The organism is Natrialbaceae archaeon AArc-T1-2, assembly GCF_030273315.1.
In the GTDB taxonomy this organism is placed as follows: domain Archaea; phylum Halobacteriota; class Halobacteria; order Halobacteriales; family Natrialbaceae; genus Tc-Br11-E2g1.
This window is the reverse complement of record NZ_CP127174.1, coordinates 1675777-1699523: the sequence shown is the minus strand read 5'-3', so window position 1 is coordinate 1699523 and position 23747 is coordinate 1675777. Positions and strand designations below refer to the sequence as shown.

At 65.2% G+C, this 23747-nt stretch carries 25 protein-coding genes and 1 tRNA gene; 18 read left to right on the top strand and 8 right to left on the bottom strand.

The window, feature by feature from the left end; all coding sequences use genetic code 11:
- Positions 1–132 precede the first annotated feature (132 nt).
- Together QQ977_RS08775 and QQ977_RS08770 are read left to right on the top strand one after the other, a co-directional pair.
- The gene (locus QQ977_RS08775) at positions 133–1326 is read left to right on the top strand and encodes a DUF7096 domain-containing protein (protein ID WP_285925324.1); all 1194 of its coding nucleotides are present in this window, start codon (positions 133–135) and stop codon (positions 1324–1326) included.
- 57 nt (positions 1327–1383) lie between these two features.
- Positions 1384–1872, top strand: coding sequence for a type IV pilin N-terminal domain-containing protein (locus QQ977_RS08770; RefSeq protein ID WP_285925323.1), 489 nt, complete (start codon positions 1384–1386; stop codon positions 1870–1872).
- Positions 1873–1885: 13 nt separating this feature from the next.
- Here QQ977_RS08770 and QQ977_RS08765 read toward each other — a convergent pair whose 3' ends face one another.
- A complete protein-coding gene (locus QQ977_RS08765; protein WP_285925322.1) occupies positions 1886–2518 on the bottom strand; it encodes a methyltransferase domain-containing protein in 633 nt (210 codons plus the stop codon).
- Positions 2519–2642: 124 nt separating this feature from the next.
- On the opposite strand from QQ977_RS08765, the gene ahaH reads away from it, so the two are divergent.
- The 9 genes from ahaH (at position 2643) to QQ977_RS08720 (ending at position 11647) form a co-directional block, all read left to right on the top strand.
- Positions 2643–2975: an ATP synthase archaeal subunit H gene (gene ahaH / locus QQ977_RS08760; RefSeq protein ID WP_285925320.1), complete on the top strand. Its 333-nt coding sequence runs from the start codon at positions 2643–2645 to the stop codon at positions 2973–2975.
- Positions 2962–5184, top strand: a complete 2223-nt coding sequence (locus QQ977_RS08755; RefSeq protein ID WP_285925319.1) for a V-type ATP synthase subunit I — start codon at positions 2962–2964, stop codon at positions 5182–5184. The genes ahaH and QQ977_RS08755 overlap by 14 nt, the downstream gene beginning before the upstream one ends.
- Positions 5185–5406: 222 nt before the next feature.
- Positions 5407–5682: a hypothetical protein gene (locus QQ977_RS08750; RefSeq protein ID WP_285925317.1), complete on the top strand. Its 276-nt coding sequence runs from the start codon at positions 5407–5409 to the stop codon at positions 5680–5682.
- Positions 5683–5700: 18 nt separating this feature from the next.
- Entirely contained in the window at positions 5701–6282 is a 582-nt protein-coding gene (locus tag QQ977_RS08745) for a V-type ATP synthase subunit E (protein ID WP_285925316.1), read from the top strand.
- On the top strand, positions 6279–7331 hold the full coding sequence (locus tag QQ977_RS08740) for a V-type ATP synthase subunit C (protein WP_285925315.1): 1053 nt from the start codon (positions 6279–6281) through the stop codon (positions 7329–7331). The genes QQ977_RS08745 and QQ977_RS08740 overlap by 4 nt, the downstream gene beginning before the upstream one ends.
- On the top strand, positions 7328–7657 hold the full coding sequence (locus QQ977_RS08735) for a V-type ATP synthase subunit F (protein ID WP_285925314.1): 330 nt from the start codon (positions 7328–7330) through the stop codon (positions 7655–7657). The genes QQ977_RS08740 and QQ977_RS08735 overlap by 4 nt, the downstream gene beginning before the upstream one ends.
- A gap of 4 nt (positions 7658–7661) precedes the next feature.
- Entirely contained in the window at positions 7662–9425 is a 1764-nt protein-coding gene (locus QQ977_RS08730) for an ATP synthase subunit A (protein WP_285925313.1), read from the top strand.
- Between the two features lie 3 nt (positions 9426–9428).
- A complete protein-coding gene (locus tag QQ977_RS08725; RefSeq protein WP_285925312.1) occupies positions 9429–10847 on the top strand; it encodes an ATP synthase subunit B in 1419 nt (472 codons plus the stop codon).
- A 146-nt stretch (positions 10848–10993) separates the two neighbouring features.
- Positions 10994–11647, top strand: coding sequence for a GNAT family N-acetyltransferase (locus QQ977_RS08720; protein WP_285925311.1), 654 nt, complete (start codon positions 10994–10996; stop codon positions 11645–11647).
- A gap of 164 nt (positions 11648–11811) precedes the next feature.
- On the opposite strand, the gene QQ977_RS08715 is transcribed toward QQ977_RS08720, so the two are convergent.
- Positions 11812–11899 (bottom strand) — tRNA-OTHER (locus QQ977_RS08715).
- A 128-nt stretch (positions 11900–12027) separates the two neighbouring features.
- Positions 12028–12222, bottom strand: coding sequence for a DUF7511 domain-containing protein (locus tag QQ977_RS08710; RefSeq protein ID WP_285925310.1), 195 nt, complete (start codon positions 12220–12222; stop codon positions 12028–12030).
- A 145-nt stretch (positions 12223–12367) separates the two neighbouring features.
- On the opposite strand from QQ977_RS08710, the gene QQ977_RS08705 reads away from it, so the two are divergent.
- The 5 genes from QQ977_RS08705 (at position 12368) to thsA (ending at position 17992) form a co-directional block, all read left to right on the top strand.
- Complete coding sequence (locus QQ977_RS08705) at positions 12368–14152, top strand: helicase C-terminal domain-containing protein (protein ID WP_285925309.1); 1785 nt, start codon at positions 12368–12370, stop codon at positions 14150–14152.
- Positions 14153–14294: 142 nt separating this feature from the next.
- Positions 14295–15239 (top strand): hypothetical protein, encoded by a 945-nt coding sequence (locus tag QQ977_RS08700; RefSeq protein WP_285925307.1) that lies wholly within the window; start codon positions 14295–14297, stop codon positions 15237–15239.
- A 24-nt stretch (positions 15240–15263) separates the two neighbouring features.
- Positions 15264–15476, top strand: a complete 213-nt coding sequence (locus tag QQ977_RS08695; RefSeq protein WP_285928687.1) for a metallophosphoesterase family protein — start codon at positions 15264–15266, stop codon at positions 15474–15476.
- A gap of 97 nt (positions 15477–15573) precedes the next feature.
- Positions 15574–16131, top strand: coding sequence for a KH domain-containing protein (locus QQ977_RS08690; protein ID WP_285925305.1), 558 nt, complete (start codon positions 15574–15576; stop codon positions 16129–16131).
- 184 nt (positions 16132–16315) lie between these two features.
- Positions 16316–17992: a thermosome subunit alpha gene (thsA, locus tag QQ977_RS08685; RefSeq protein ID WP_285928686.1), complete on the top strand. Its 1677-nt coding sequence runs from the start codon at positions 16316–16318 to the stop codon at positions 17990–17992.
- A gap of 434 nt (positions 17993–18426) precedes the next feature.
- Here thsA and fabG read toward each other — a convergent pair whose 3' ends face one another.
- The 5 genes from fabG to QQ977_RS08660 are packed head-to-tail and all read right to left on the bottom strand — an operon-like array spanning position 18427 to position 22110.
- Positions 18427–19188: a 3-oxoacyl-ACP reductase FabG gene (gene fabG, locus QQ977_RS08680; protein ID WP_285925303.1), complete on the bottom strand. Its 762-nt coding sequence runs from the start codon at positions 19186–19188 to the stop codon at positions 18427–18429.
- The gene (locus tag QQ977_RS08675) at positions 19185–20141 is read right to left on the bottom strand and encodes an ACP S-malonyltransferase (protein ID WP_285925301.1); all 957 of its coding nucleotides are present in this window, start codon (positions 20139–20141) and stop codon (positions 19185–19187) included. The genes fabG and QQ977_RS08675 overlap by 4 nt, the downstream gene beginning before the upstream one ends.
- Positions 20138–20638, bottom strand: coding sequence for a holo-ACP synthase (locus QQ977_RS08670; RefSeq protein ID WP_285925298.1), 501 nt, complete (start codon positions 20636–20638; stop codon positions 20138–20140). The genes QQ977_RS08675 and QQ977_RS08670 overlap by 4 nt, the downstream gene beginning before the upstream one ends.
- A gap of 18 nt (positions 20639–20656) precedes the next feature.
- Positions 20657–21874, bottom strand: a complete 1218-nt coding sequence (locus QQ977_RS08665; RefSeq protein WP_285925296.1) for a beta-ketoacyl-[acyl-carrier-protein] synthase family protein — start codon at positions 21872–21874, stop codon at positions 20657–20659.
- Positions 21874–22110 (bottom strand): acyl carrier protein, encoded by a 237-nt coding sequence (locus QQ977_RS08660; RefSeq protein WP_285925295.1) that lies wholly within the window; start codon positions 22108–22110, stop codon positions 21874–21876. Before QQ977_RS08660 ends, QQ977_RS08665 begins: the two co-directional genes overlap by 1 nt.
- Positions 22111–22345: 235 nt before the next feature.
- On the opposite strand from QQ977_RS08660, the gene QQ977_RS08655 reads away from it, so the two are divergent.
- Entirely contained in the window at positions 22346–22822 is a 477-nt protein-coding gene (locus tag QQ977_RS08655) for a hypothetical protein (protein ID WP_285925293.1), read from the top strand.
- Between the two features lie 47 nt (positions 22823–22869).
- On the top strand, positions 22870–23718 hold the full coding sequence (locus tag QQ977_RS08650) for a glycerophosphodiester phosphodiesterase (protein WP_285925292.1): 849 nt from the start codon (positions 22870–22872) through the stop codon (positions 23716–23718).
- Positions 23719–23747 lie beyond the last annotated feature (29 nt).

Here is a 23747-nt window from a genome sequence, read left to right as displayed (position 1 = left end):
ACCAACCGTTTAGAGAGCAACCCGGAAAAACGCCCCGGTACCAGCACCGTCGCCGACCACCCGGTGGCGACGAACGTACCGCAATAGAACGTGTCGACTCCTTTTTGTACCTCGAGTGTGATTGTCGGGTCGATGACCAACGCGGCTTCAGCCCTCCTCGCGTTGCTTTTAGCCCTGTCGTTGCCAGCCATCACCGTCGTCTCGGCCGCGCCGCTTGCCAGTCACGCGATGTCGCCGGATCCCACCACGGCCGAGGAAACGACGAACAGGCTCGCCCTCCACGAGGACGCCGAAAGCGGTTACGCCGGCACCGGTCCCGACCTCGGGACGGCGCTTGCGACCCAGGACGACGAACTCCGGGTCGACTACGACCTCTTCGTCGCCGAGGACGAGTTCGTGGATCGTACGTTCGAAGAGCAACAGGAGGCAGTCGACGCCGGACACGAACGGATCCGCGACCGGATCGACGACCTCGAGGATCGCGAACGGGAGGCGATACGCCGCCACGCCGAGGGCGAGCTCTCGGACGCGGAGTTGATCCGGACGTTCGTTCGCAACACGAACGAGGCCGCCGCGCTCGAGGACGCTCTGAACCGGCTCGATGACCGTGCCGACCGAGTGCCCGGCTACTCCATCTCGGTCGACTCCGATCAGGCACGACTCGAACGCCACGAGAGCGCCACCCGGACGCGACTCGACGCGGCGAGTCACAACCTTGGCGGGCCGACGTCGGTCGACGTCGTCGTCGATACGTCCGAGGACGGCTACACGATCGGCGCGATCGACGGCGGGACGTACGTCCGCGAGACGACGCGGTTCGACAACCGCGACGCTACCGAGCCCGATCAGTTCGAGACGCCCGGAGCGGCAGAGGAGTACGTCCTCCAGCAGTACCCGTGGGCGGCCGACAACCTCGCCGACGGCTCGAGAGGGACCGTCGGATTCCCGGCAGCGAATCTCTACCGGACCAGCCTCCCGACCGTCCAGGGCGACCTCACGGTGTATCTCGACGGCGGGACCGGCGACGTCCACCGCGAAGTTCAGGAACTGGCCGTCGAGGAGCTTCCCACGACGCCCGCCGATCGAACGTGGACGAACGACTCGCTCGAGCTGTCGGTCAACGAGACGCCAGCTAACGGCCCGCTCGAGGTGACCGTCACCGACCGCGAGACGGACGAACCGGTCGACGCGACGATCGTCGTCGACGACTACGAAGTCGACGAGACGGACGACGGCACGTTGTGGGTGGTACCGCCAGCGAGCGAGTTCGAGCTGACGGCGGCGACGGCAGAGGGGAACGTGACGGCGACGCTGCCGGATTCCTGATCCACGGAGTACGGAAGCGACCGCAGGTTCAAGTAAGAGCGGAGAGCCAGCGTCCCCGTGTCGCCGAGTGACATCGGGATCACCGACCGAAACCGAAGCGTAAGCCCCGCCGTCGGCGTCGTGTTGCTCGTCGCGATCACCGTCGTTATCGCAGGGGTCGTCGCTGCGAGCGTCGGCGCGTGGTCGCTCCCGTCGCCCGGCCCAAACGCGGCGTTTTCCCTCGCAGTCGAGACGGACGGGACGGTAACGATCGAGCACGTCGCCGGCGATCCCGTCGACGTCGAAGAACTCACCGTCACGGTCGAGGTCGACGGCGAACCGCTCGCTCATCAACCGCCGGTTCCGTTCGTCGGAGCGACGGGCTTTGAAAACGCGCCGAGTGGGCCGTTCAACGCGGCGACGGAGTCGCAGTGGACGACCGGCGAACGAGCGACGTTCGTGGTCGCCTCGACGAACGAACCGACGATCGAGGCCGGCGACGAGGTCACCGTCCGACTCGCCGTCGACGGACAGACAGTGGCGACGCTCGAGGCGACGGCGACGTGATATCCGGTACCGACTACGACCGTCCGGTCTCCGGTGCGCGAGCAACCGTCGTAATCGCGACGTCGGGGTTGTACGACGGCCCCTGAAACAGGTGCCTGACGTCTTCGAACCCGGCAGTCTTGAACATCCGGTCGGCCTCGTACTCGTCGTAAAAGAGCATGATCGCGTCGGCGAGTCGCTTCGTGACCGGGTTGTCGGGCGTGTTCGGTCCGACGACGAGTGCCTGGCCGCCGGGTTTCAGTACGCGGCGAAACTCCCTGAGCGCGAGGATCGGGTTCGGCCAGTACTCGATCGAACCCGACGACCAGACGACATCGAACGTGTCGGTCGCAAACGGCAGTCGTTCGGCGTCGCCACGGTGGAAGTTGACCGAGCCCCGCTTGCCGAACTTCGCGTAGGCCTGCTCGAGTTGGTGTTCGCTCTGGTCGAGCGCGTAGACCTCGTCGACGTGTTCGAGCAGTCCCTCGGTGGCGAAGCCGGTGCCACAGCCGACGTCGAGTACCGTCGCGTCATCGGGAAACTCGAGGAGAGAGAGCGCCTCGGTTCGCATCTCCTCGGTCCAGACGAACGGGTTGATCCGGTCGTACACCGTCGAGAGGTACTTGTAGAACAGCCGGGCACGGGCCTTGTTCTCGAGGATTCCCATCGGTCGTGCGTTTCGAAGCGGGACCAATATGTCTGCCGTTCTCCTCGGGCAGCCGCCGTGGCGGTATCGAACGGTTCCGCAACTACCTTATACGCGTTGTCGCAAACGTTCACACGCTTAGACTATGCCGAGGCCAGAGGTTCTCGAACGACTCCAGTCGGCGGAGGAGGAGGCCGACGACATCGTCGCACAGGCAGAGGCCGATCGCGACGAGCGAATAGCCCAGGCCCGGGAGCGCGCCGAACAGATCCGCTCTGAAGCCGAGCAGGAAGCGCGTGAACTGAAAGAACAGCGACTCGAGAAGGCCCGCGAGGAGATCGACGAGGAGTGTCAACAGCTCCTCGCGGAGGGCGAAGACGAACGCAGGAAACTCGAAGAACGCGCCGAAACGCGAATCGACGAGGTGACAGAACACGTCGTGTCCCTGTTCCAGGAGGACGTCCATGCTCAGACCTAAGCGGATGAGCAAGGTCTCGGTGGCCGGCTCCAAGGGCGTCATGCCCGAGGTCATCGAGACGGTCCACGAGTTGAACCTGGTGCATCTCTCGGATTACGACGGCTCCTGGGACGGGTTCGACAACGGCAACCCCATCGAGGGAGCCGACGACGTCTCCGAGAAGCTCGTGACCGTCCGGGCACTCGAGAGCACCCTCGGCCTCGAGGCAGACGACGTCACTCCCGAGACGCCTGATGAGGACTGGGAGAGCCGACTCGAGAACGTCCGGACCCGGATCAACGGGCTCGACGACCAGCGAGACGAGCTGCGAGCCGAACTCCGGGAGGTCGACGAGGAGATCGACCGCGTCGCGCCGTTTGCCGAACTCGGGATCGACCTCGACCTGCTGTCGGGATATGACAGCGTCGAGGTCCTCGTCGGCGAAGGACCGCACTCGGCCGTCGAAGACGCACTCACAGCCGAGGAGTCGATCCGTGCCTACGAGACGTTCACCGGCGGCGACGTCGTGGCCATCGTGGCCGCACCGGCCGAGGACGAAGACGACGCCGAGGGCGTCATCGACGACGCGCTCGTGGGCATCGAGTTCGACCGGTATGCGGTTCCGGAGACCGAACAGAGTCCACAGCAGTACGTCGGCCAGCTCGAGGACAGAAGACGCGAACTCGAGACCGAACGCGAGGAGGTAGACGCCGAACTCGGGCAGCTCAAACGCGCCGAGGGCGGCTTTCTGCTCGGGCTCGAAGCGGAGCTGTCGATCGAGGCCCAACGTGCCGACGCACCGTTGCAGTTCGCGACGACCAAACGTGCGTTCATCGCCGAAGGATGGATCCCCGCGGAGCGGTACGACGAGTTCGCTTCGGCACTGCGTGACGCTGTCGGCGACAGCGTCGAGATCGAACAGCTCGAGGTCGCCGACTACGAGGACCACGCACACGGTGCCCAGGCCCACACGGGGTCGGGCGATGGCGAAGGCGAGGAGGGCGACACGAAAGCGACGACAGAGCGCACGGAGTCGTCCAAAGCCGCCACCGACGGCGGCCGGTCCCAGAACGGGACCGTAACGATGGACGAGGAACCGCCGGTCGTGCTCAACAACATCACGCCGGCAAAGCCCTTCGAGTTGCTCGTCAAGATGGTCGGCCAGCCCAAATACAGTGAACTCGATCCCACGCTCTTTGTCTTCCTCACCTACCCGTTCGCGTTCGGGTTCATGATCGGGGACATCGGCTACGGGCTCCTCTATATGCTGATGGGCTGGGGCTGTTGGAAGATCTTCGACTCCGACGCCGGGAAGGCCCTGGGAACGATCGGCATCTGGGCCGGCGTGTTCACCGTCATCTTCGGCTACCTCTACGACGACATCTTCGGCATCCACATGGGCGACGTCGGCCTCGAGTTCCTCCCGCTTGCCGGCGCGTTGAGCAAGGGGCTCCAGCTCGAGCAGTGGGCGCTGCTGTGGGTTATCCTGAGCATCCTGTTCGGGATCGTCCACCTCAACATCGGCCTGGTGCTTGGCTTTATCAATGAGCTCGGTCATGGCGTGAAGGCGGCGATTTACGAGCGAGCATCGTGGATCCTCGCGATGAACGGCCTGTTCATCTGGATCTTCAGCGCCCACGCTCTCGGCGGAAAACCCGCGTTCCTCGTCGGAGAGGAGAGCATCCTCAACGAATTCGTCGGTTTCACTGCCCTGCCCGAGGTCGCCGGACTCGCCGGCCTCGCGATGTTACTCGTCGGCGTCGTCCTGATCGCCATCGGAGAGGGGATCGCCGGCGTGTTCGAGACGCCCGCCTGGGCGTTCGGACACGTTCTCTCGTACCTGCGGATGGTCGCCGTCTTGCTCGCGAAGGGTGGGATGGCCTTCGCGGTGAACCTGCTGGTCTTCGGTGCGTACGACACGCCTGAGGGGTACACCTACTTCAACTACCCCGGGCTGGGCATCGAGGAGATCTCCGGCTACGAGTACGAGATGCTCGAGCCCGGCTTCGCCGGACTCGTCCACATCGATCCGTTGATCGTTACGATCCCGCTCGCGATCGCCGTGTTCGTGCTCGGGCACATCCTGGTGCTCCTGCTCGGGATCACCGCGGCAGGCATCCAGATGCTGCGTCTGGAGTACGTGGAGTTCTTCCAGAAGTTCTACGAGGGCAGCGGCGAGGAGTACGATCCGTTCGGTCACGACGGCACTGCTCGAACGCAGGCCGACTGATCGGACGGTCGGAACGCTCTCACTGTCTTGACGTATTCGAGAAGTGCTCGTTCGGACACATATTTAATGTGGTACGTAGAGATACTGGAAGGTAGTGACACGCGGTCGCAGAATCAGTTGATCCGGCTTAGCTATGTCGAATTCTTTCGAGAGTTTTATGAGGGGTGCACGGACAGATACGACTTGTTCGGAGCAGTCGAACCCAACGGAACTTAATTACCCATGATTGGACCCGAAGTCGAACTCGCAAACGTCGCACTGGAGGCCGCAGAAACCAACGAATTCGACGTCGAAGCTGCAGACCACTTCGCCGACGCCGCCGCAGCCGTCGGCGTCGGTCTCGCCGCACTCGCCGCCGGATACGCAGAGCGCGGTATCGGTGCCGCAGCCGTCGGCGCGATCGCCGAAGACGACGAGATGTTCGTTCCCGGTATCGTCATGACGGTGCTTCCGGAAACGCTCGTCATTTTCGCGATCGTCGTCATTTTCCTGGTCTAAACGACCACTCCTTTACCAATGAGTTTGGACACAGTCGTTGAGGACATTCGAGACGAGGCCAACGCGCGTGCGGAGAGCATCCGTACGGAGGGCGAAGAACGCGCAGACGAGATCGTATCGGCCGCCGAAGACGACGCAGAAGAGATCCTCGAAACGGCAGAACAGGAGGTCGAACGCGAAATCGACCAGCTACGTGAACAGCGACGCTCCAGTGCGAAACTGGAGGCAAAACAAAAGCGCCTGGAGGCTCGTCGTAACGTCCTCGGTGAGGTACGCGAGGAGGTCGAACGCGAACTCGCCGACCTCGAAGGCGAGACCAGAGAGGAGCTCACTCGAGCCCTGCTCGACGCTGCACGTGTCGAGTTCGACGAGGGCGACGACGTGTCGGTCTACGGTCACGGTGACGACCAGGAGTTGCTCGAGTCGATTCTCGCCGACTACGGCAGCTACGAGTACGCCGGCGAGTACGACTGTCTCGGCGGCGTCGTCGTCGAGAGCGAGCAGTCCCGGGTCCGCGTGAACAACACGTTCGATTCGGTCTTAGAGGACGTCTGGGAGGAGAACCTCCGGGAAATCAGTAACCAACTCTTCGAGCAATGAGCACGAGAGCCTCGAATCCGGAGTTCGTAAACGCCCGCGTCAGGGCCCGCAGAGCAGCGCTGTTCGCAGACGAGGACTATCGGAAACTCATCCGGATGGGGCCAAGCGGGATCGCGCGGTTCATGGAAGAGACCGAGTACGAACGCGAGATCAACGCACTCGGCACCCGCTTTTCGGGAGTCGACCTGGTCGAGTACGCGCTGAATCGCAACCTCGCGAAACACTTCCACGATCTGCTCGAGTGGTCGGAGGGACGTCTCTACGACCTCATCGCACGGTACCTCCGGAAGTTCGACGTCTGGAACGTCAAGACGATCATCCGTGGCATCTATACGGAGACGCCGCCGGAAGAGATCAAGACCGACCTCATCCGTGCCGGCGAACTCGAGGACAACGTCCTCGACCGGCTCGTCGAGGTCGACTCGATCGACGACGCCATCGAGGTGCTCGACGGGACGATCTTCCACGACCCCCTCGAGGAGGCCTACGAGGAGTACGAGCAGACGGAGATGTTGATCCCGCTCGAGAACGCCTTGGACCGCGAGTTCTACGAGAACCTCCTCGAAGACCTCGGTCGGTCCGAGGAGGGACCAGAGGCGCTGTACGTCGAGTTCCTCGAGGCCGAGATCGACTTCCGGAACGCCCGCAACGCCTTGCGACTCGCCCGCAGCGGCGCAGACCTCGACCCCGCAGAGTTTTACATCGAAGGCGGCGTCCTCTTTACGGAGGCGGAGCTGTCGCGGCTGGTCAACGACTACGACGAACTCGTCAGCCACATCGCAGACAACCAGCGATACGGCGACCGGCTGTCGTCGGCGCTGACCAGGCTACGAGAAGCCGAGAGCCTCATCCAGTTCGAGCACGCACTCGACGCCGCGTTGCTCGAGTACGCCGATCGGCTCTCGAGCATCTATCCGGTCTCCGTCTCCGCGGTGCTGTCGTACATCCTCGCGAAAGAGCGGGAGGTCGAAAACATCCGTGCGATCGCACGCGGTCGCGAGGTCGGCCTCACCGAGAGCGAAATCGAGGACGAACTGGTGATCCTATGAGCCAGGAGATCGCAGTCGTCGGCAGTCCGGAGTTCACGACCGGATTCCGACTCGCCGGCGTTAGACGGTTCGAGAACGTCCCGGACGACGAGAAAGCACAAGAGTTAGACGACGCGGTGACGGACGTACTCGACGACGACGGCGTCGGGATCGTCGTCATGCACGACGACGACCTGGAACACCTCTCGAGGAACGTTCGACAAGACGTCGAGACGAGCGTCGAACCGGTCGTCGTCACCATCGGAAGCGGCACCGGTGGCGGCGGCTTGCGCGAGCAGATCAAACGCGCGATCGGTATCGACCTGATGGAGGAAGACAACGAATAAAACTATGAGTCAGGCAGAAGACACCGAAACCGTCCAGGAGGACGGTGTTATCGAAAGCGTGAGCGGTCCAGTCGTGACCGCCACGGACCTCGACGCCCGGATGAACGACGTCGTCTACGTCGGCGACGAAGGACTGATGGGCGAGGTCATCGAGATCGAAGGGAACCTGACCACGATTCAGGTGTACGAAGAGACCTCCGGCGTCGGTCCCGGCGAACCCGTCGAGAACACGGGCGAGCCGCTGTCGGTCGACCTCGGGCCGGGGATGCTCGACGCCATCTACGACGGCGTCCAGCGTCCGCTCGACGAGCTAGAAGAGAAGATGGGGTCGGCGTTTCTCGACCGCGGGGTCGACGCTCCCGGGATCGACTTCGAGAAGACCTGGGAGTTCGAGCCGACGGTCTCGGAGGGTGACGATGTCGAGCCCGGCGACGTGGTCGGCGAAGTCCCCGAAACCGAGAGCATCACCCATCGAGTGATGGTGCCGCCGGAGCACGAGGGCGGCGAGGTCACCGCCGTCGAGTCGGGTTCGTTCACGGTCGATGAGCCGGTCGTGACGCTCGACTCGGGCGAGGAAATCACCATGCACCAGGAGTGGCCGGTTCGCCAGGCCCGCCCGGCCGAGGAGAAAGAGACGCCGACGATTCCGCTGGTCAGTGGCCAGCGAATTCTCGACGGCCTGTTTCCGATCGCCAAAGGCGGTACTGCGGCGATTCCCGGTCCGTTCGGCTCGGGCAAGACGGTCACCCAACACCAGCTCGCGAAGTGGGCCGACGCGGACATCGTCGTCTACGTCGGCTGTGGCGAGCGTGGCAACGAGATGACCGAGGTCATCGAGGACTTCCCCGAACTCGAGGACCCGAAGACCGGCAAGCCGCTCATGTCCCGGACGTGTCTCATCGCGAACACCTCGAACATGCCCGTCGCAGCCCGCGAGTCCTGTATCTACACGGGAATCACGATCGCGGAGTACTTCCGGGACATGGGCTACGACGTCGCGCTGATGGCCGACTCCACCTCGCGGTGGGCAGAGGCCATGCGAGAGATCTCGAGCCGACTCGAGGAGATGCCCGGCGAGGAGGGCTATCCGGCCTATCTCGCTGCGGCGCTCTCTGAGTTCTACGAGCGAGCCGGCCTGTTCCAGAACATAAACGGCACCCAGGGGTCGGTGTCGGTCATCGGTGCAGTCAGCCCGCCAGGCGGTGACTTCTCCGAGCCGGTCACCCAGAACACCCTGCGTATCGTCAAGACGTTCTGGGCGCTCGACGCCGACCTCGCGGAGCGACGACACTTCCCGTCGATCAACTGGAACGAGTCGTACTCGCTGTATCGCCAGCAGCTGGATCCGTGGTTCCGTGAGAACGTCACCGAGGACTTCCCGGAAGTTCGCCAGTGGGCAGTCGACGTGCTCGACGAGGAAGACGAACTCCAAGAGATCGTCCAGCTCGTCGGCAAGGACGCCCTGCCGGAGGACCAACAGCTCACGCTGGAGGTCGCCCGTTACCTGCGTGAGGCGTGGCTCCAGCAGAACGCGTTCCACGACGTCGACACCTACTGTGAGCCGATGAAGACCTACCGGATGCTGCGGGCGATCAAGACGTTCAACGACGAGGCGTTCGACGCACTCGACGCCGGCGTCCCGGTCGAGGAGATCCAGGACGTCGACGCCGCCCCGCGGCTCAACCGGATGGGCACCGCAGCGGAGTGGAACGAGTTCATCGACGACCTCGAGTCCGATCTCGAAGATCAGATCAGGGAGCTGTACTGAACCATGAAGGAATACCAAACGATTACGGAAGTCAGCGGTCCGCTGGTGTTCGCCGAAGTCGACGAGCCGGTCGGATACGACGAGATCGTCGAGATCGAGACGCCGGGCGGCGAGACGCTACGCGGACAGGTACTGGAGTCCTCGGAAGGCCTGGTCTCGATCCAGGTGTTCGAGGGAACCGGCGGTATCGATCGAAACGCCTCGGTGCGGTTCCTTGGCGAGACGATGAAGATGCCCGTCACCGAGGACCTGCTCGGGCGGGTACTCGACGGGTCGGGGAACCCGATCGACGGTGGACCGGAGATCGTTCCGGACGACCGCCAGGACATCGTCGGCGAGGCGATCAATCCCTTCTCGCGTGAGTACCCCGAGGAGTTCATCCAGACCGGCGTGAGCGCCATCGACGGCATGAACACCCTCGTCCGTGGCCAGAAGCTACCGATCTTCTCCGGCTCCGGCCTGCCGCACAACGAGCTTGCCCTGCAGATCGCCCGTCAGGCGACGGTGCCGGAAGAAGAAGAAGGAGACGAGGGCGAAGGCTCTGAGTTCGCAGTCATCTTCGGCGCGATGGGGATCACCCAGGAAGAGGCAAACGAGTTCATGCAAGACTTCGAGCGCACCGGCGCACTCGAGCGCTCGGTCGTCTTCATGAACCTCGCAGACGACCCCGCAGTCGAGCGGACGGTCACACCGCGACTCGCGCTCACCACGGCAGAGTATCTGGCCTTCGAGAAGGACTACCACGTGCTCGTCATCCTCACCGACATCACGAACTACTGTGAGGCGCTTCGTGAGATCGGTGCAGCACGCGAGGAGGTTCCGGGCCGGCGTGGCTACCCCGGCTACATGTACACCGACCTGGCCCAGCTCTACGAGCGTGCGGGTCGGCTCAAGGACCGTGAGGGATCGGTCACGCAGATTCCGATTCTCACGATGCCCGGCGACGACGATACGCACCCGATCCCGGACCTGACCGGCTACATTACCGAGGGCCAGATCGTGATGGACCGGGACCTGAACAGCCAGGGTATCGAGCCGCCGGTCAACGTCCTGCCGAGTCTCTCGCGGCTGATGGACGACGGTATCGGTGAGGGGCTGACCCGCGCCGACCACGCCGACGTCTCCGACCAGATGTACGCCGCGTACGCGGAGGGTGAAGACCTCCGTGACCTCGTGAACATCGTCGGCCGCGAGGCGCTGTCCGAGCGTGACAACAAGTTCCTCGACTTCGCCGACCGCTTCGAGACGGAGTTCGTCCAGCAGGGGTACGACACCAACCGTTCCATCGAGGAGACCTTAGAGATCGGCTGGGACCTCCTCTCGATGCTCCCGAAGGAGGAACTCAACCGCGTCGACGAGGACCTCATCGAGGAACACTACCGCGAGGACGCCGAGGAAGCCGAAGCCGTTCAGGCCGACTAATCCCGGCAATTCTTTTCGTGTCGACGCTCGATCGCGTGTGCGTTCGCCGGTAACCGACGCTCACACGGTCGCTTCGCACACCGTTCGATTCTGGGAACCGGTTAAGCACATAGTAAGTATGTGGGTGCCGGTTCGCGTGCGAGGTGATGGTACTCGAACGCCGCAGGATCGGTCGAACCGCTCCCGAGACCGCTTCGAGGGAGAGCGGACCCGGCTTCCCGGAGAGACTCACGACCGACAGGCTCCTGCTCGAGCGCGCGTGCTGTGAGAACGTCGATCCGCTCCAGTTCCATCGCATCCGCTCGAGCGACGGTATCGACGACGTCGTCGAGTATCTCCCCTGGGAACCCGACGAGACGCCGCGGGAGACTGCCGACGTGCTCGCCCGATTCGAACGGGAGTGGACGGAGGGTTCGGTCGCTCGATACGTCGTTCGTCCACGAACGACCGAACCGGACGCCGGCGAGCTGGCCGGGGTGACCAAGCTCGAGGTCGACCGGGAGCGATCGGTCGGGACGCTCGGGATCTGGTTGCGCAGGCGGTTCTGGGGGCGAGGGTACTCCGGCGAACGCGCGGGTGCCTTGCTTTCGCTGGCGTTCGATCGACTTGATCTCGAGATCGTGGAAGTCGTTCACCAGGACGGGAACGAGCGATCTCGCCGGGCGGTCGAACGGTACATCGAGGCCTACGGCGGGGAGTACGTCGGTCGGCTCCGAAACTGGCGGGTTGACGGCGACGAGGTCGTCGACGCCCACCGGTACGTGATCACGGCCGACGAGTACGCCGCCGGGCCGAAGTGACCTCACGGAGCGGTCGAGACGGCGAGTCGATATAACTGAAACACCCGTAGTGGTCGTGGTATGTGAGGGAAAACCACTGCTCGTGACCGAGTTTCTGGACCGGACGCGTACGTACTACGGCAACGACGAGGCGGTTGGAGGAGGAAGATCGAATGGCCGGCGAACGGAAGGGGTGGGATTCGAACGCCACGTGGCCGGCTGGCCGCCGCGTGTCAAAGACACCGCGGTGCTCTTCCGCTGAGCTACCCTTCCTGTCCTCTCGGTAGGCGACGTTCGTATTAGTAATCCGACGGCTACTCACGGAAGGCGTCGATTATCGCCGGACGTGGATGGCGGCGTCGAACATCGTGTCCCGACGCGGTGGCGGATCGCTCGAGCCGTCATCGGTGTTCCTCGAGTGCGACGAAGGACTCGTCTCGGGCGGTGATCCAGTGGGTGGCCATCAGGTCGTCGTCACACCCCGGGGGATACATCGTACACACGGAGACGCCGTCGTCGTTCTCGACGATCGTGTGCTCGAACCGGGTGTCGTCGTCAGCCTCCTGTCGTTCCGGTAACTCTGACGTTCCAGTCATTATGAGTTCCTTCTGTGGTCGTACGTACGGATTCGATCGTATATAGCCGTTACTCCCGGCACCGTAATTGGCCTGTAACGATGATTCGTGTATCTGACAGACGGTTCGTAGCCTTTAGGGTGACGGCCGTCCCGTAGATCGAACGGTGAACCCGGACCGCATCTTCGAGGCGTTTCCCGCCCCGAGTTATCGTGGCAACCAGAAGGGGGCGCTTCGTGACATTCGCGACGCCTTCCGTGCGGGAAACGACGTCGTACTGGTGCGTGCACCGACCGGAAGCGGCAAGTCGCTGCTGGCTCGAGCGATCGCCGGCTGTGCCCGAACGGTCGAGGAGGCCGACCCCAGCGAGGCGACGGGGGCGTACTACACGACGCCACAGGTTTCACAGCTCGACGACGTCGCCGAGGACGACCTGCTCGCCGACCTCAACGTCGTCCGGGGGAAGTCGAACTACACCTGCATCCTGCCCGACGAGCGCGCGACGCCGGTCGACCGGGCCCCGTGTGTGCGCGAACGGGGCTACGACTGCTCGGTCAAACACCGCTGTCCGTACTTCTCCGACCGGGCGATCGCCTCGAACCGGGCAATCGCGGCGATGACGCTCGCGTACTTCATGCAGACCGCAGGCAGCGAGGTCTTCCGGAAACGCGACGTCGTCGTGATCGACGAGGCCCACGGGCTGGCCGAGTGGGCGGAGATGTACGCCACGATCGAGCTCGGGCCCCGCACCGTTCCGATCTGGGACGAGTTGCGGATTCCCGAGATCGACGACGTCGAGCGTGCCGTCTCCTACGCCGAGAGCCTCGCATCGGTCTGTGTCCGTCGCAAGGACGACCTGCTCGCCCAGGAGACGCTTACCCCGGGTGACGCACGCGAACGCGACCGCCTCCAGGAACTGATCGGCGACCTCGAGTGGTTCGTCGCCGATTATCGGGATCCGGAGAGTCCGACGACGTGGCTGGTCGACCAGACCGAGTCCTCGAGCGGGGACGACGCCGACGGCAGCGGGGGGCCGATCACGATCAAGCCGATGGACCCCGCCCGCTATCTCCAGCATACGGTCTGGGACCGGGGGAACAAGTTCGCACTGCTGTCGGCGACGATCCTGAACAAGGCGGCGTTCTGCCGGAGCGTCGGGCTCGATCCCACGACCGTCGCCTTAGTCGACGTCGGCCACACCTTCCCCGTCGAACACCGGCCGCTGTACGACGTCACCCAGGGAAAGATGACCTACGAGCACCGCGAGGAGACGCTCCCCAACGTCGCCCGGACGATCGTCCGGATCATGCAACGCCATCCCGACGAGAAGGGGCTCGTTCACGCCCACTCGTACGCCATCCAGGAGCGACTCGCCTCGCTCCTTCGTGACTTCGGCGTCGGCGACCGGATCCGCACACACAATCGCGAGCGCCGCGACGCCGAACTCGAGGCCTGGAAGGCGAGCGACGACCCCGACGTCTTCCTCTCGGTGAAGATGGAAGAGGCACTCGACCTCGAGGGCGAGCGCTGTCGGTTCCAGGTGCTGTGTAAGGCTCCCTTCCTCAACACGGGCGACTCCCGGGTCGCCCACCGCCTCGAGCAGGGTCAGTGGGCGTGGTACTACCGGACCGCGTTACGGACCGTGATCCAGGCCTGCGGACGCGTCGTTCGCTCGCCCGACGACCGGGGAGCGACTTACCTCGCCGACGAAAGTCTGCTCGATCTCTTCGAACGAGCCCGGACGGACATGCCAGACTGGTTCACAGCCCAGGTCGATCGCATGCGCCGACCGGAGCTGCCGGCGTTCGATCCCGAGACAGCACTCGAGAACGACAGACGCGCCTCGAGTAGCCACAGCGATCACACGACGCGGCGTCGCCGGTCGCGGCGATCGAAGAGCCCGGGGTCGAGTTCGAGCCCGCTGACGGACGTCTGGGAAACCGACGGCTAGTGCGGTGTACGGCGTCGATACCGATCGTGCCGGCGTCAGTTCGTGTCCAGTCAGCGCCGGGTCGTTACCGTTCACCGACTGTTGTGTTCCATTTGTACGGGAACGATTACAATAGAGGGTGGGCCCGATCAGATGCCATACCATGACCGACGACGGTCCGCCATCACGGCGGGACAGCATCCGGATCCTGGCGGCGGCGGGTGCGTTTTTCGGTGCGGGGACAGCCGGCATCTCGGCGGTCGCGTCCGACGGCGGCAGAGACGTCGATCTCGACGCGATCGACCTCGTCTTCGAGTGCGCCGTCAAAGCCGTCGACGTCGCGATCTTCCGGATCGACAACGACACCGACCGCCAAATCGACCTCGAGTGGACCGTCCGGAAGCGACCACCGGAAGAGCCGATCGTCGCGTTTCCCGACTGTGAAACCGTCGTCATTCGGGGCGACGTCGCAGACGTGATCCTCTACGCCGAGTTCATCGCCGAAGACGGCGGCGTCGGGACCTTCGTCAGGCCGGTCGGGCCGGTCGAAGATCGACGGACGATCACCGCCGAAGCCGAGTTCGGCGAGTTCCCTGCCGGGCCGATCATCACCGCCGTCGAGCTGTTCGAGGAGACGCCGGTCGCACCGGGCGGCGGTGACGTTCGTGACCACCCGGACGTCGAGGGTTGCCGGCGGCGGGTACTCGGTACGTCGGGCGACGGCGATCCGGACGGGTCGGACGACGACTGGACCCTCGAGAACTACACCCCACCGACCGACGGAGCGATCACCGTTCCCGCAGGAGGGAGCGAGTACGTCCTCGCACACGCTCCCGACGGGGAAGCGACGATGCGACTCGTCGACGCCGACGAGGAGATCGCCCGCGCGGAGAGCGATCCCGAAGAGTTGTGTGATCCCCACACCGTGCTCGAGGCGATCGACCTCGAGAAGATAGAGAAACGTGATCTCGAAGAGCTGAGAAAACGCGATCTCGACGTCGACGACGTCGATCACCGAAAGCTCGATCCGGACGACGTCGACCGCGAGGAGCTGTTGGAACGGGCACTCGAGAAGAAAACGGGCGACGACGACTGCGGCGGCGGATAACGCTCGGCTCCGGCGCCTCTCGGGATTCGAGGTCGACGCCGCCGACGGTCGAGTTCTTCGACGGGTTCGAGCTACGTCTGTTACGGTCACCACCACGAACGCGAACACACCGAGACCGGTCGGACGGCGGTCGTCAACCCCGGCGCGCACTTCCCGACGGTGCCCGACGACCACCGGACCGTCGCGATCCTCGATACGCTGTCGGAGTCAGTACAGTTTCGGTCCGTTCTCGAGTAGTCACAGCCACGCCGCGTATCGTCGCCGTCACGAGCGCCGCGTTCGCCCGACGGGATCGGTCCAAGCCCTTAAACTGCCCGAGCGAGTACGACATTGTATGCAGCACGTGAAGATTCCGCAGGACCGCATCGGCGCACTCATCGGCGAGGGCGGCGAGACGATGCGCGAGATCGAAGCGCGAGCGGAGGTACGACTCGACATCGACTCCGAGAACGGCTCGGTCGCCATCGAAACCGTCGGCGATCCGGTCCGTGGCCTCAAAGGCCCCGAGATCGTCCGTGCGATCGGACGAGGATTCGCTCCCGGCGACGCGATGGACTTGCTCGAGGACGACATGATGATGTTCGACGTCGTCGACATCGACGCAGCCGCGCGGAACAAAAACGACCTACAACGACAGAAGGGTCGACTCATCGGCGAAGACGGCCGCACTCGCGAACTGATGGAGGAGTTGACCGGAGCGTCGGTCGTCATCTACGGCACGACGCTCGGGGTCATCGGCACCCCTCAGCAAGTCGAGGCCGTCCGCAGCGCCGCCGAGATGATCTTAGACGGCGCACCACACGGGGCGGTGTACGCCTTCCTCGAGGAGAGACACAACGAGATGAAACATCAGGGACTCGAGTACCACCGCTTCCCCGGCGGCAAATCCTGATCGACGGCCCCGCACACGCTCGGAACCTCGCCAACTGCGGCCGTCCGTATGGAAGATATAAATACGCCGATTACTGTCGAGACGAATCCAGGAGACGACGGAGGCGAGTCCGGATTGTCTCTCCCGGTAGCGAATGATTTATATAGAATAGCAATCAATCCATCCAGTGACTATGGCACAACAGATGGGTAACCAGCCCCTCATCGTACTTTCCGAGGAGAGCCAGCGAACCTCCGGAGAGGACGCTCAGTCGATGAACATCACGGCCGGCAAGGCCGTCTCCGAAGCCGTCCGGACCACACTCGGTCCCAAGGGTATGGACAAGATGCTCGTCGACTCGACGGGCAACGTCGTCGTCACCAACGACGGCGTCACCCTGCTGACCGAGATGGACATCGACCACCCGGCGGCCAACATGATCGTCGAGGTCTCGGAAACGCAGGAAGAAGAGGTCGGTGACGGCACCACCTCCGCCGTCGTCGTCGCCGGCGAACTGCTCAAACGCGCCGAGGAACTGCTCGAGCAGGATATCCACGCCTCGACGCTCGCACAGGGCTACCGCCAGGCCGCCGAACAGGCCCGCGAGGAGCTCGAGGAGATCGCCATCGATGTCGAGCCCGACGACGAGGAGATTCTCACCCAGATCGCCGCGACGGCGATGACTGGCAAGGGCGCAGAAAACGCTAAAGACCTGCTTGCCGAGCTCGTCGTCGACGCCGTCCGCGCGGTCGCCGACGAGGACAGCATCGACACGGACAACGTCGCCATCGAGAAGGTCGTCGGCGGCTCGATCGACGAGTCCGAACTCGTCGAGGGCGTCATCGTCGACAAAGAGCGCGTCTCCGAGAATATGCCGTACTTCGCCGAGGACGCTAACGTGGCGATTCTCGACGGCGCCCTCGAGGTCAAGGAGACGGAGATCGACGCCGAGGTCAACGTCACCGACCCCGACCAGCTCCAGCAGTTCCTCGAACAGGAGGAGGCCCAGCTCGAGGAGATGGTCGATCAGCTCGTCGACGTCGGCACAGACGTCGTCTTCGTCGACGGCGGTATCGACGACATGGCTCAGCACTTCCTCGCCCAGGAGGGGATCCTCGCAGTACGCCGCGTCAAAGACTCGGACGCGGGCCGCATCGCGCGTGCGACCGGTGCCCGCCCCGTCTCGACGGTCGAGGACATCACCGAAGACGACCTCGGCTACGCGGGACACGTCGCCCAACAGGACGTCGGCGGCGACCAGCGCATCTTCATCGAGGACGTCGAAGACGCCAAAGCCGTCACGATGATCCTTCGTGGCGGCACCGAACACGTCATCGACGAGATCGAACGCGCCGTCGAGGACTCGCTGGGCGTCGTTCGCACGACTGTCGAGGACGGGCAGGTGCTGTCCGGCGGCGGCGCACCCGAAGTCGAACTCTCGCTTGCCCTGCGTGACTACGCCGACTCCGTCGGCGGGCGTGAACAGCTCGCCGTCGAGGCCTTCGCCGACGCACTCGAGATCATCCCGCGTACCCTCGCGGAGAACGCCGGGCTGGATCCCATCGACTCCCTCGTGGAGCTGCGTGCCGACCACGACGCCGGCGAGACGGGTGCCGGACTCGACGCCTACACCGGCGACACCGTCGACATGGAAGCGGAGGGCGTCTCCGAACCGCTTCGCGTGAAGACCCAGGCCATCGAGTCCGCCACCGAAGCCGCCGTCATGCTGCTTCGCATCGACGACGTCATCGCGGCCGGCGAGCTCAAAGGTGGCAAGACCGACGACGACGATGACGACGACATGCCGGCTGGCGGCCCAGGCGGAATGGGCGGCGGCATGGGCGGCATGGGCGGTATGGGTGGCATGGGCGGCGCAATGTAAGCGAGGTCGAGCAACGCGAGACCTCGATAAGGCGAACGGCGAAGCCGTGAGCCAGAAGTTGCGACGTCAGGAGAAACTTCATTGCACGGCCGAGGTTTCCTCGGCCAAGGCGATGTAGGAGCGGTTCGAAGACACCACCGAAACCGATTTCCGACTTCTCCACGCCGTTTTCTCTCGTCTTTCACCAGAGAGTGACGGCTCTCGAGGGATTATGAAAGCGTTATATGTTTCGAATAGCTACCCCCGAACTGGGTGAACTACCGTGTTCGAACTACTGATCGCGGCGATAATGGTGATCGTATTCCTCGCAGTCCTCGGCGAACTTCTCATTCATCCGATACTCGAGATTCTGGGAGTCCTGTAGCGGCCGGCCCCGACGACGGCACCGCCGTTCGATCGATACCAACGCTTCTCGATCGCAGACGTCGGCGAGCTCAACCGATCAGCCCGTCGTCGACCCGATAGACCGAGCCGTTTACGTACACGGCCTCCTCGCTCGCCAGAAACGCGATCACGTCGGCGACCTCCGCTGGATCGGCGACGCGGCCGCTCGCAGTCCGATCGGCGATCGATTCTTCGTCGCCGCCGGTGACGTGGTCGTCGTACAACGCCGTGTCCACGAACCCCGGTGCGACCGCGTTGACCCGGATCGAGCGATCGCCGAGTTCTCGCGCGACGGCTTTCGTGAACCCGATCAGGCCGGCCTTGCTCGCGGCGTAGTTGGCCTGGCCGGCCCAGCCCTGTACCCCGGCGACGCTCGCGACGTTGACGATCCGACCGCCCTCGCCTCGAAGCATCAGCCGGGCGGCTTCCCGGGTGCAGTTGAACGCGCCCGTGAGGTTCGTCTCGAGGACGCGTCTCCACTGGTCGGGGTCCATCCGGACGAGCAGCCCGTTGTCCATCACGCCAGCGTTGTTGACGAGGATCGTCGGCCGGCCGTAGGCCTCGGCGATCGCCTCGAACGCCGCGTGTACGGCGTCGAAGTCGGCCACGTCGAACCGTTCGACCGTCGTGGGCGCGTCGTATCCCGCCAGCGCGTCTGCGGCCTCGCGTGCTGACTCCTCGTCTTCGCGGTAGGTAGCGATCGTCGTCGCACCGCCGGCGGCGAATCGCTCGGCGACGGCACGACCGATGCCACGGGTGCCGCCGGTGACGACGGCGACCTCGTTCGCGAACCGTCCCGGCTGCTCACTCATCCATCCTCACCTCGCACCTCGACGCCGGTACCCTCGGACTCGAGTGCAGCCACGTCCCCCGGCTCCGCGAGCGCGAGCACCTCGGCGTCGGGGGCGATCCGTTCGACCAGGCTCGCGAGGGCCCCAGCCGGCGGGAAGACGACGTAGCGGTCGACGTCCCGCTCTCGGAGTGTTTCGACGACGCCGTGCCAGTCGACCGGCGCAGTCACCTGCTCGGCCAGGTCCTGACGGGCGACGTCGGGATCCGTGTAGATACGCCCGGAGACGTCCGAGACGACCGGTACGTCGGCGGGTTCGAGGGCGACGTCGGCCATGACCTCGTCGACTGCCTCGCGAGCGGGTTCCATCACCGGCGAGTGGAAAGCAGTAGCGACCTCGAGTTCGCGAAACCGGGCACAAGTCGTCGCCTCGAGGTCGGCCCGAACGGCGTCGACGCCCTCGCGGGTACCGCTGATCACGGTCTGACGTGGGCCGTTGTACAGCCCGACACCGACGTCGTCGCGGTCGGCACAGGTCGCGGCCACCTCCTCGGGATCGGCGAGCAAGACGGCGAGCATCGTTCCGGGTCCGGCCTGCCGGCCCGCTTCGGCGAGCAGTCGTCCCCGCTGGCGAACGAGCGAGACGCCCGCGGCGGGCTCGAGAGCGCCGGCCGCGGCGAGGGCGGTGAAGTGACCGAGGCTGTGGCCGGCGACGTAGTCGGGCCGACCGTCGGTGCGAGCACGCAGTCCGGCCAGGGTCGCGAGCCCGACCGAAAACAGCGCGGGCTGGGTGTTCCGGGTTTCCCGAAGGGATGCGGCGTCGCCGTCGAAACACAGATCGGCGAGATCCTCGCCGAGTGACGACGACAGCGCGTCGAGTCGCTCGCGGGTCTCGGGCCAGGCGTCGTAAAAGGAGGTTCCCATGCCCGGTCGCTGGCTGCCCTGGCCGGGGAAGACGAACGCGGTCGTCGTCATCGACTTCCCTCCAGTTCGCCGACGACGACGACCTGTGCCACGGCGACGTCCCGGTCGCGGTCGTGGCTGAGGCTCACCGATCGATCCGTCCGATCGGGGTCGACGCCGGCAGCCTCGAGTCGGTCGGCGAGTGCGGTCGCCGCCGACGGACCGAGCTCGAGTCGGGGACCGGTCGGCTCTCGACGAACCTCGATCTCGGCGGCCGGGATCGACGGCGAGGGGTCGGCCAGCGTCTTGTAAAACGCCTCCTTGGCTGCCCAGCGAGCGGCGTAGTGCTGGGAGGGATCGACCCGCCGATCGCAGTAGGCTCGTTCGGCGGCGGTGAACGCTCGCTCGGCGAACGAGGGGTCGAACTCCTCGAGCAGGTCGGCGATCCGGGAGATCGAGACGACGTCGACGCCGCTTGCGGTCCAGGGACCGCCCGGCGCGTCTTCCGTCGCGTTCCCGTGTCGGTCGCGTGCTGTTCGTCCGATTTCGGCCACGTCGTTTGTCGTCATGGGTTGTGGTACAGTCGTTCAGGATTCGGATGATTCGAACACGAGCGTGGCGTTCGTCCCGCCGAATCCGGCGGCGGTGCTCGCGATCGCCCCGACGGCGGCGTCAGTCGGGTCGGTGACGACCGGCAGTTCGCAGTCGGGGTCGGGCGTCTCGTAGTTGATCGTCGGCGCCAGGACGCCCGTCTCGAGACTCGTCGTCGCGACGACGGCCTCGATCGCCGCCGCAGCGCCGAGTGCGTGACCGAGCTGGCTCTTGACGCTCGTGGTCGGAGGGCAGTCGCCGAAGACGTCTCCCAGCGCGGTCGCCTCCGCGGCGTCGCCGGCCGGCGTCCCCGTAGCGTGAGCGAGCACGCCGTCGATCGCGTCGGGTGAGAGGGCCGCGTCGGCAAGCGCACGCTCGAGACTCCGCCGAAGGCCGGTCCCGCCGTCTGCGGGGCGGGTGGGGTGGTGGGCGTCGGCGGTCAGGCCCGTCCCGGAGAGCCACGCGTCGATCGGGGCGTTTCGCCTGCGGGCGTGGGACGCGGCCTCGAGGACGAGCATCCCGCTGCCCTCGCCGAGGACGAACCCGTCGCGGTCGGCGTCGAACGGCCGACTCGCCGCGGCGGGTTCGTCGATGCGCGTACTCAGCGCCCGCATCGCGTCGAAGCCGCCGACGCCGACGGGTGAAATCGGGGCCTCGGCTCCGCCGGCGAGAACGACGTCGGCCCGGCCGGTTCGCACGTCGTCTACGGCGTCGGCGAGAGCGTAGGCACCGGCGGCACAGGCCGAGGCCTGCGTGCGTGCGGGACCGCACGCGTCGAACGCCATGCTCAGGTGGCCCGAGACCAGACTCGGCAGGTACGTCAACAGAAACCGCGGTGACGGTCGTCGGTCAGCGCGTGCGGCGTCTTCACACTCGGAGACGCCGCCGAGCGCGCAGGCGACGCTCGTCCCGACCCGTTCGGGCACCCAGTCGGGCTCGTCGGGGTCGAAGCCGGCGTCGGCGATCGCCTCGCGAGCCGCCACGAGGGCGTAGTCGGCGGCCCGACCCGTCGATCGGTCGTCGGTTCCGTGGTCGGGGAGCGTGGCGTCGACCTCGCAGGCGATCTGTGCACGCAGGTCAGCCACGTCGGGATCGAACCGTCCGATGCGGTCGGCACCGCTTTCACCGTTGCACAGCGCCGTCCACGTCTCGGTCGCCGTCGTCCCGATCGAGGTCACCGCCCCGACGCCCGTGATCGCGACGCGTCGACTCATCAGGCCCGCTCGGCGACGTACGCTTTGAACTCGCCGACGGTCTCGAGGTCGGCCAGATCCTCGTCGGGCACGTGGACGCCGACGGTGGCCTCGACCGCCTCGGCGAGTTCGACGAGGTCGAGCGACTCCGCGTCTACGTCCTCTTCGAATCGCGTCTCGTCGTCGAAGGCCGATTCCGCCAGTCCGAGCCGTTCGGCGACGATCTCGTCAACCGTAGATTCAGTCGTCGTTGACATACTGGAGCGTGTTCGTCGCACGGTAAAAAACGTCACTCCTCGAGTCGGCAACGCGAGCGACAATCGACCGGCCCGAACGTCTCTCCATTCTATGCCATTAGATGGTTTCTAGTGGCAGCATTTATGGCCCTCGAGCACGTCGTTACGGGTGACGACGGTCGATTTCGACCGCGACCGCCGCCGTCGCGTGATAGCGCGGGCGAGCGGAAACCGGTCGGATCGACGTTCGATACCCATGACACAGAACCCGTTCACCGCAGTCTTCGAGACACAGCGTACCGCGATCGAACAGACCCAGCAGCTGACCCGCGATGCGATCGAGGCCCAGGAGGCCTCCTTCGGTGCGTTCGCCGACGCGTTGCAGGCGTCCGAGACGCTTCTCGAGCAAAACGCCGAGCTCACGAGAGACGCCGTCCACGCCTCCGTCGACGCGTTCGAGGCCAACGCGCCCGAAGACGCCGCCGACGTCGAAACGCTTCGGGAGATCGTCGACGAGAGTTTCGACGCCGCGACCGAGAGCCAGCGCCAGTCGTTCGAGGCGATCGCCGACGCGCTCGAGGAGTCCGACGCGGTCTACGACGAGCTCGCCGCGTCCTACCTCGAGGCCGTCGACGAGGGCTTCGACGCCGCACTCGAGGCCCACGAACGGTTCGAGACGAGCGTCTCCGACGCCGCCGATGACGTCGGCTCCGAGTTCGACGTCTCGGCGTAGCGACGAGCGACAAATTCCTTCTGTGCCGGCGTGCAACCGGTACGTCGATGGACGAGCCTGCCGTCATCGCCCACCGGGGTTTCGCCGGGGTCGCCCCCGAAAACACCGTCGCCGCCGCCAAGTTCGCCGCCGAGTGCGAGGCGACGGCGCTCGAGATCGACGTCCAGCCCGCCGCCTGCGGGACGCCCGTGGTCGTTCACGACGCCCGACTCGACGGCCGCCGCGACGGGCGAGCGCTCACCGACGCTGCAGGGCTGGTGTGGGAGACGCCCCTCGAGGACGTCCGTGCCGCCGACGTCCTCGACAGCGGCGAGACGGTGCCGACGCTCGCGGCGTTATTTGCTGCCGTCCCCGAAACGATGGCCATCAACGTCGAGCTGAAGAACCCGGGGACGAAAGACTTGCGAGTCGGCGAGTCGCTCCCCGAGGACGAACGGAGTCGTCGACGCGATCTGTGGGAACCGTTCGTCGAGCGCGTCGTCGACGACTGCGACGATTTCGGCGGCGAGATCCTGTTCTCGTCGTTCTGTGAAGGCGCTCTGGCAGCGCTTCGTGACGTCTCCCCCGAGTACGCCACGGCTGCGCTCGTCTGGGACTCGCTCGAGGACGGGATCGCGATCGCCCGTCGGTACGACTGCGAGGCGATCCATCCGCCACGGAACGCGATCGCCGGGACGGCGACGGTCGACGAGCGCTACGGCGGCTATCCGGCAAGCGAGCCGTCGGTCGACGTCCTCGAGGTCGCTCACGAGGAGGGACGAACCGTCAACGTCTGGACCGTCGAGACGTGGGTGCAGTTCGACGAACTCCGCCGTGTGGGCGTCGACGGGATCATCGCGGACTACCCGGGGCTTGGAAAAAGTGCCGACCGGGGAGAGAATCGATCGCATCGATAGCTGCCAGAAACGGCGTACCGAGGACGCTG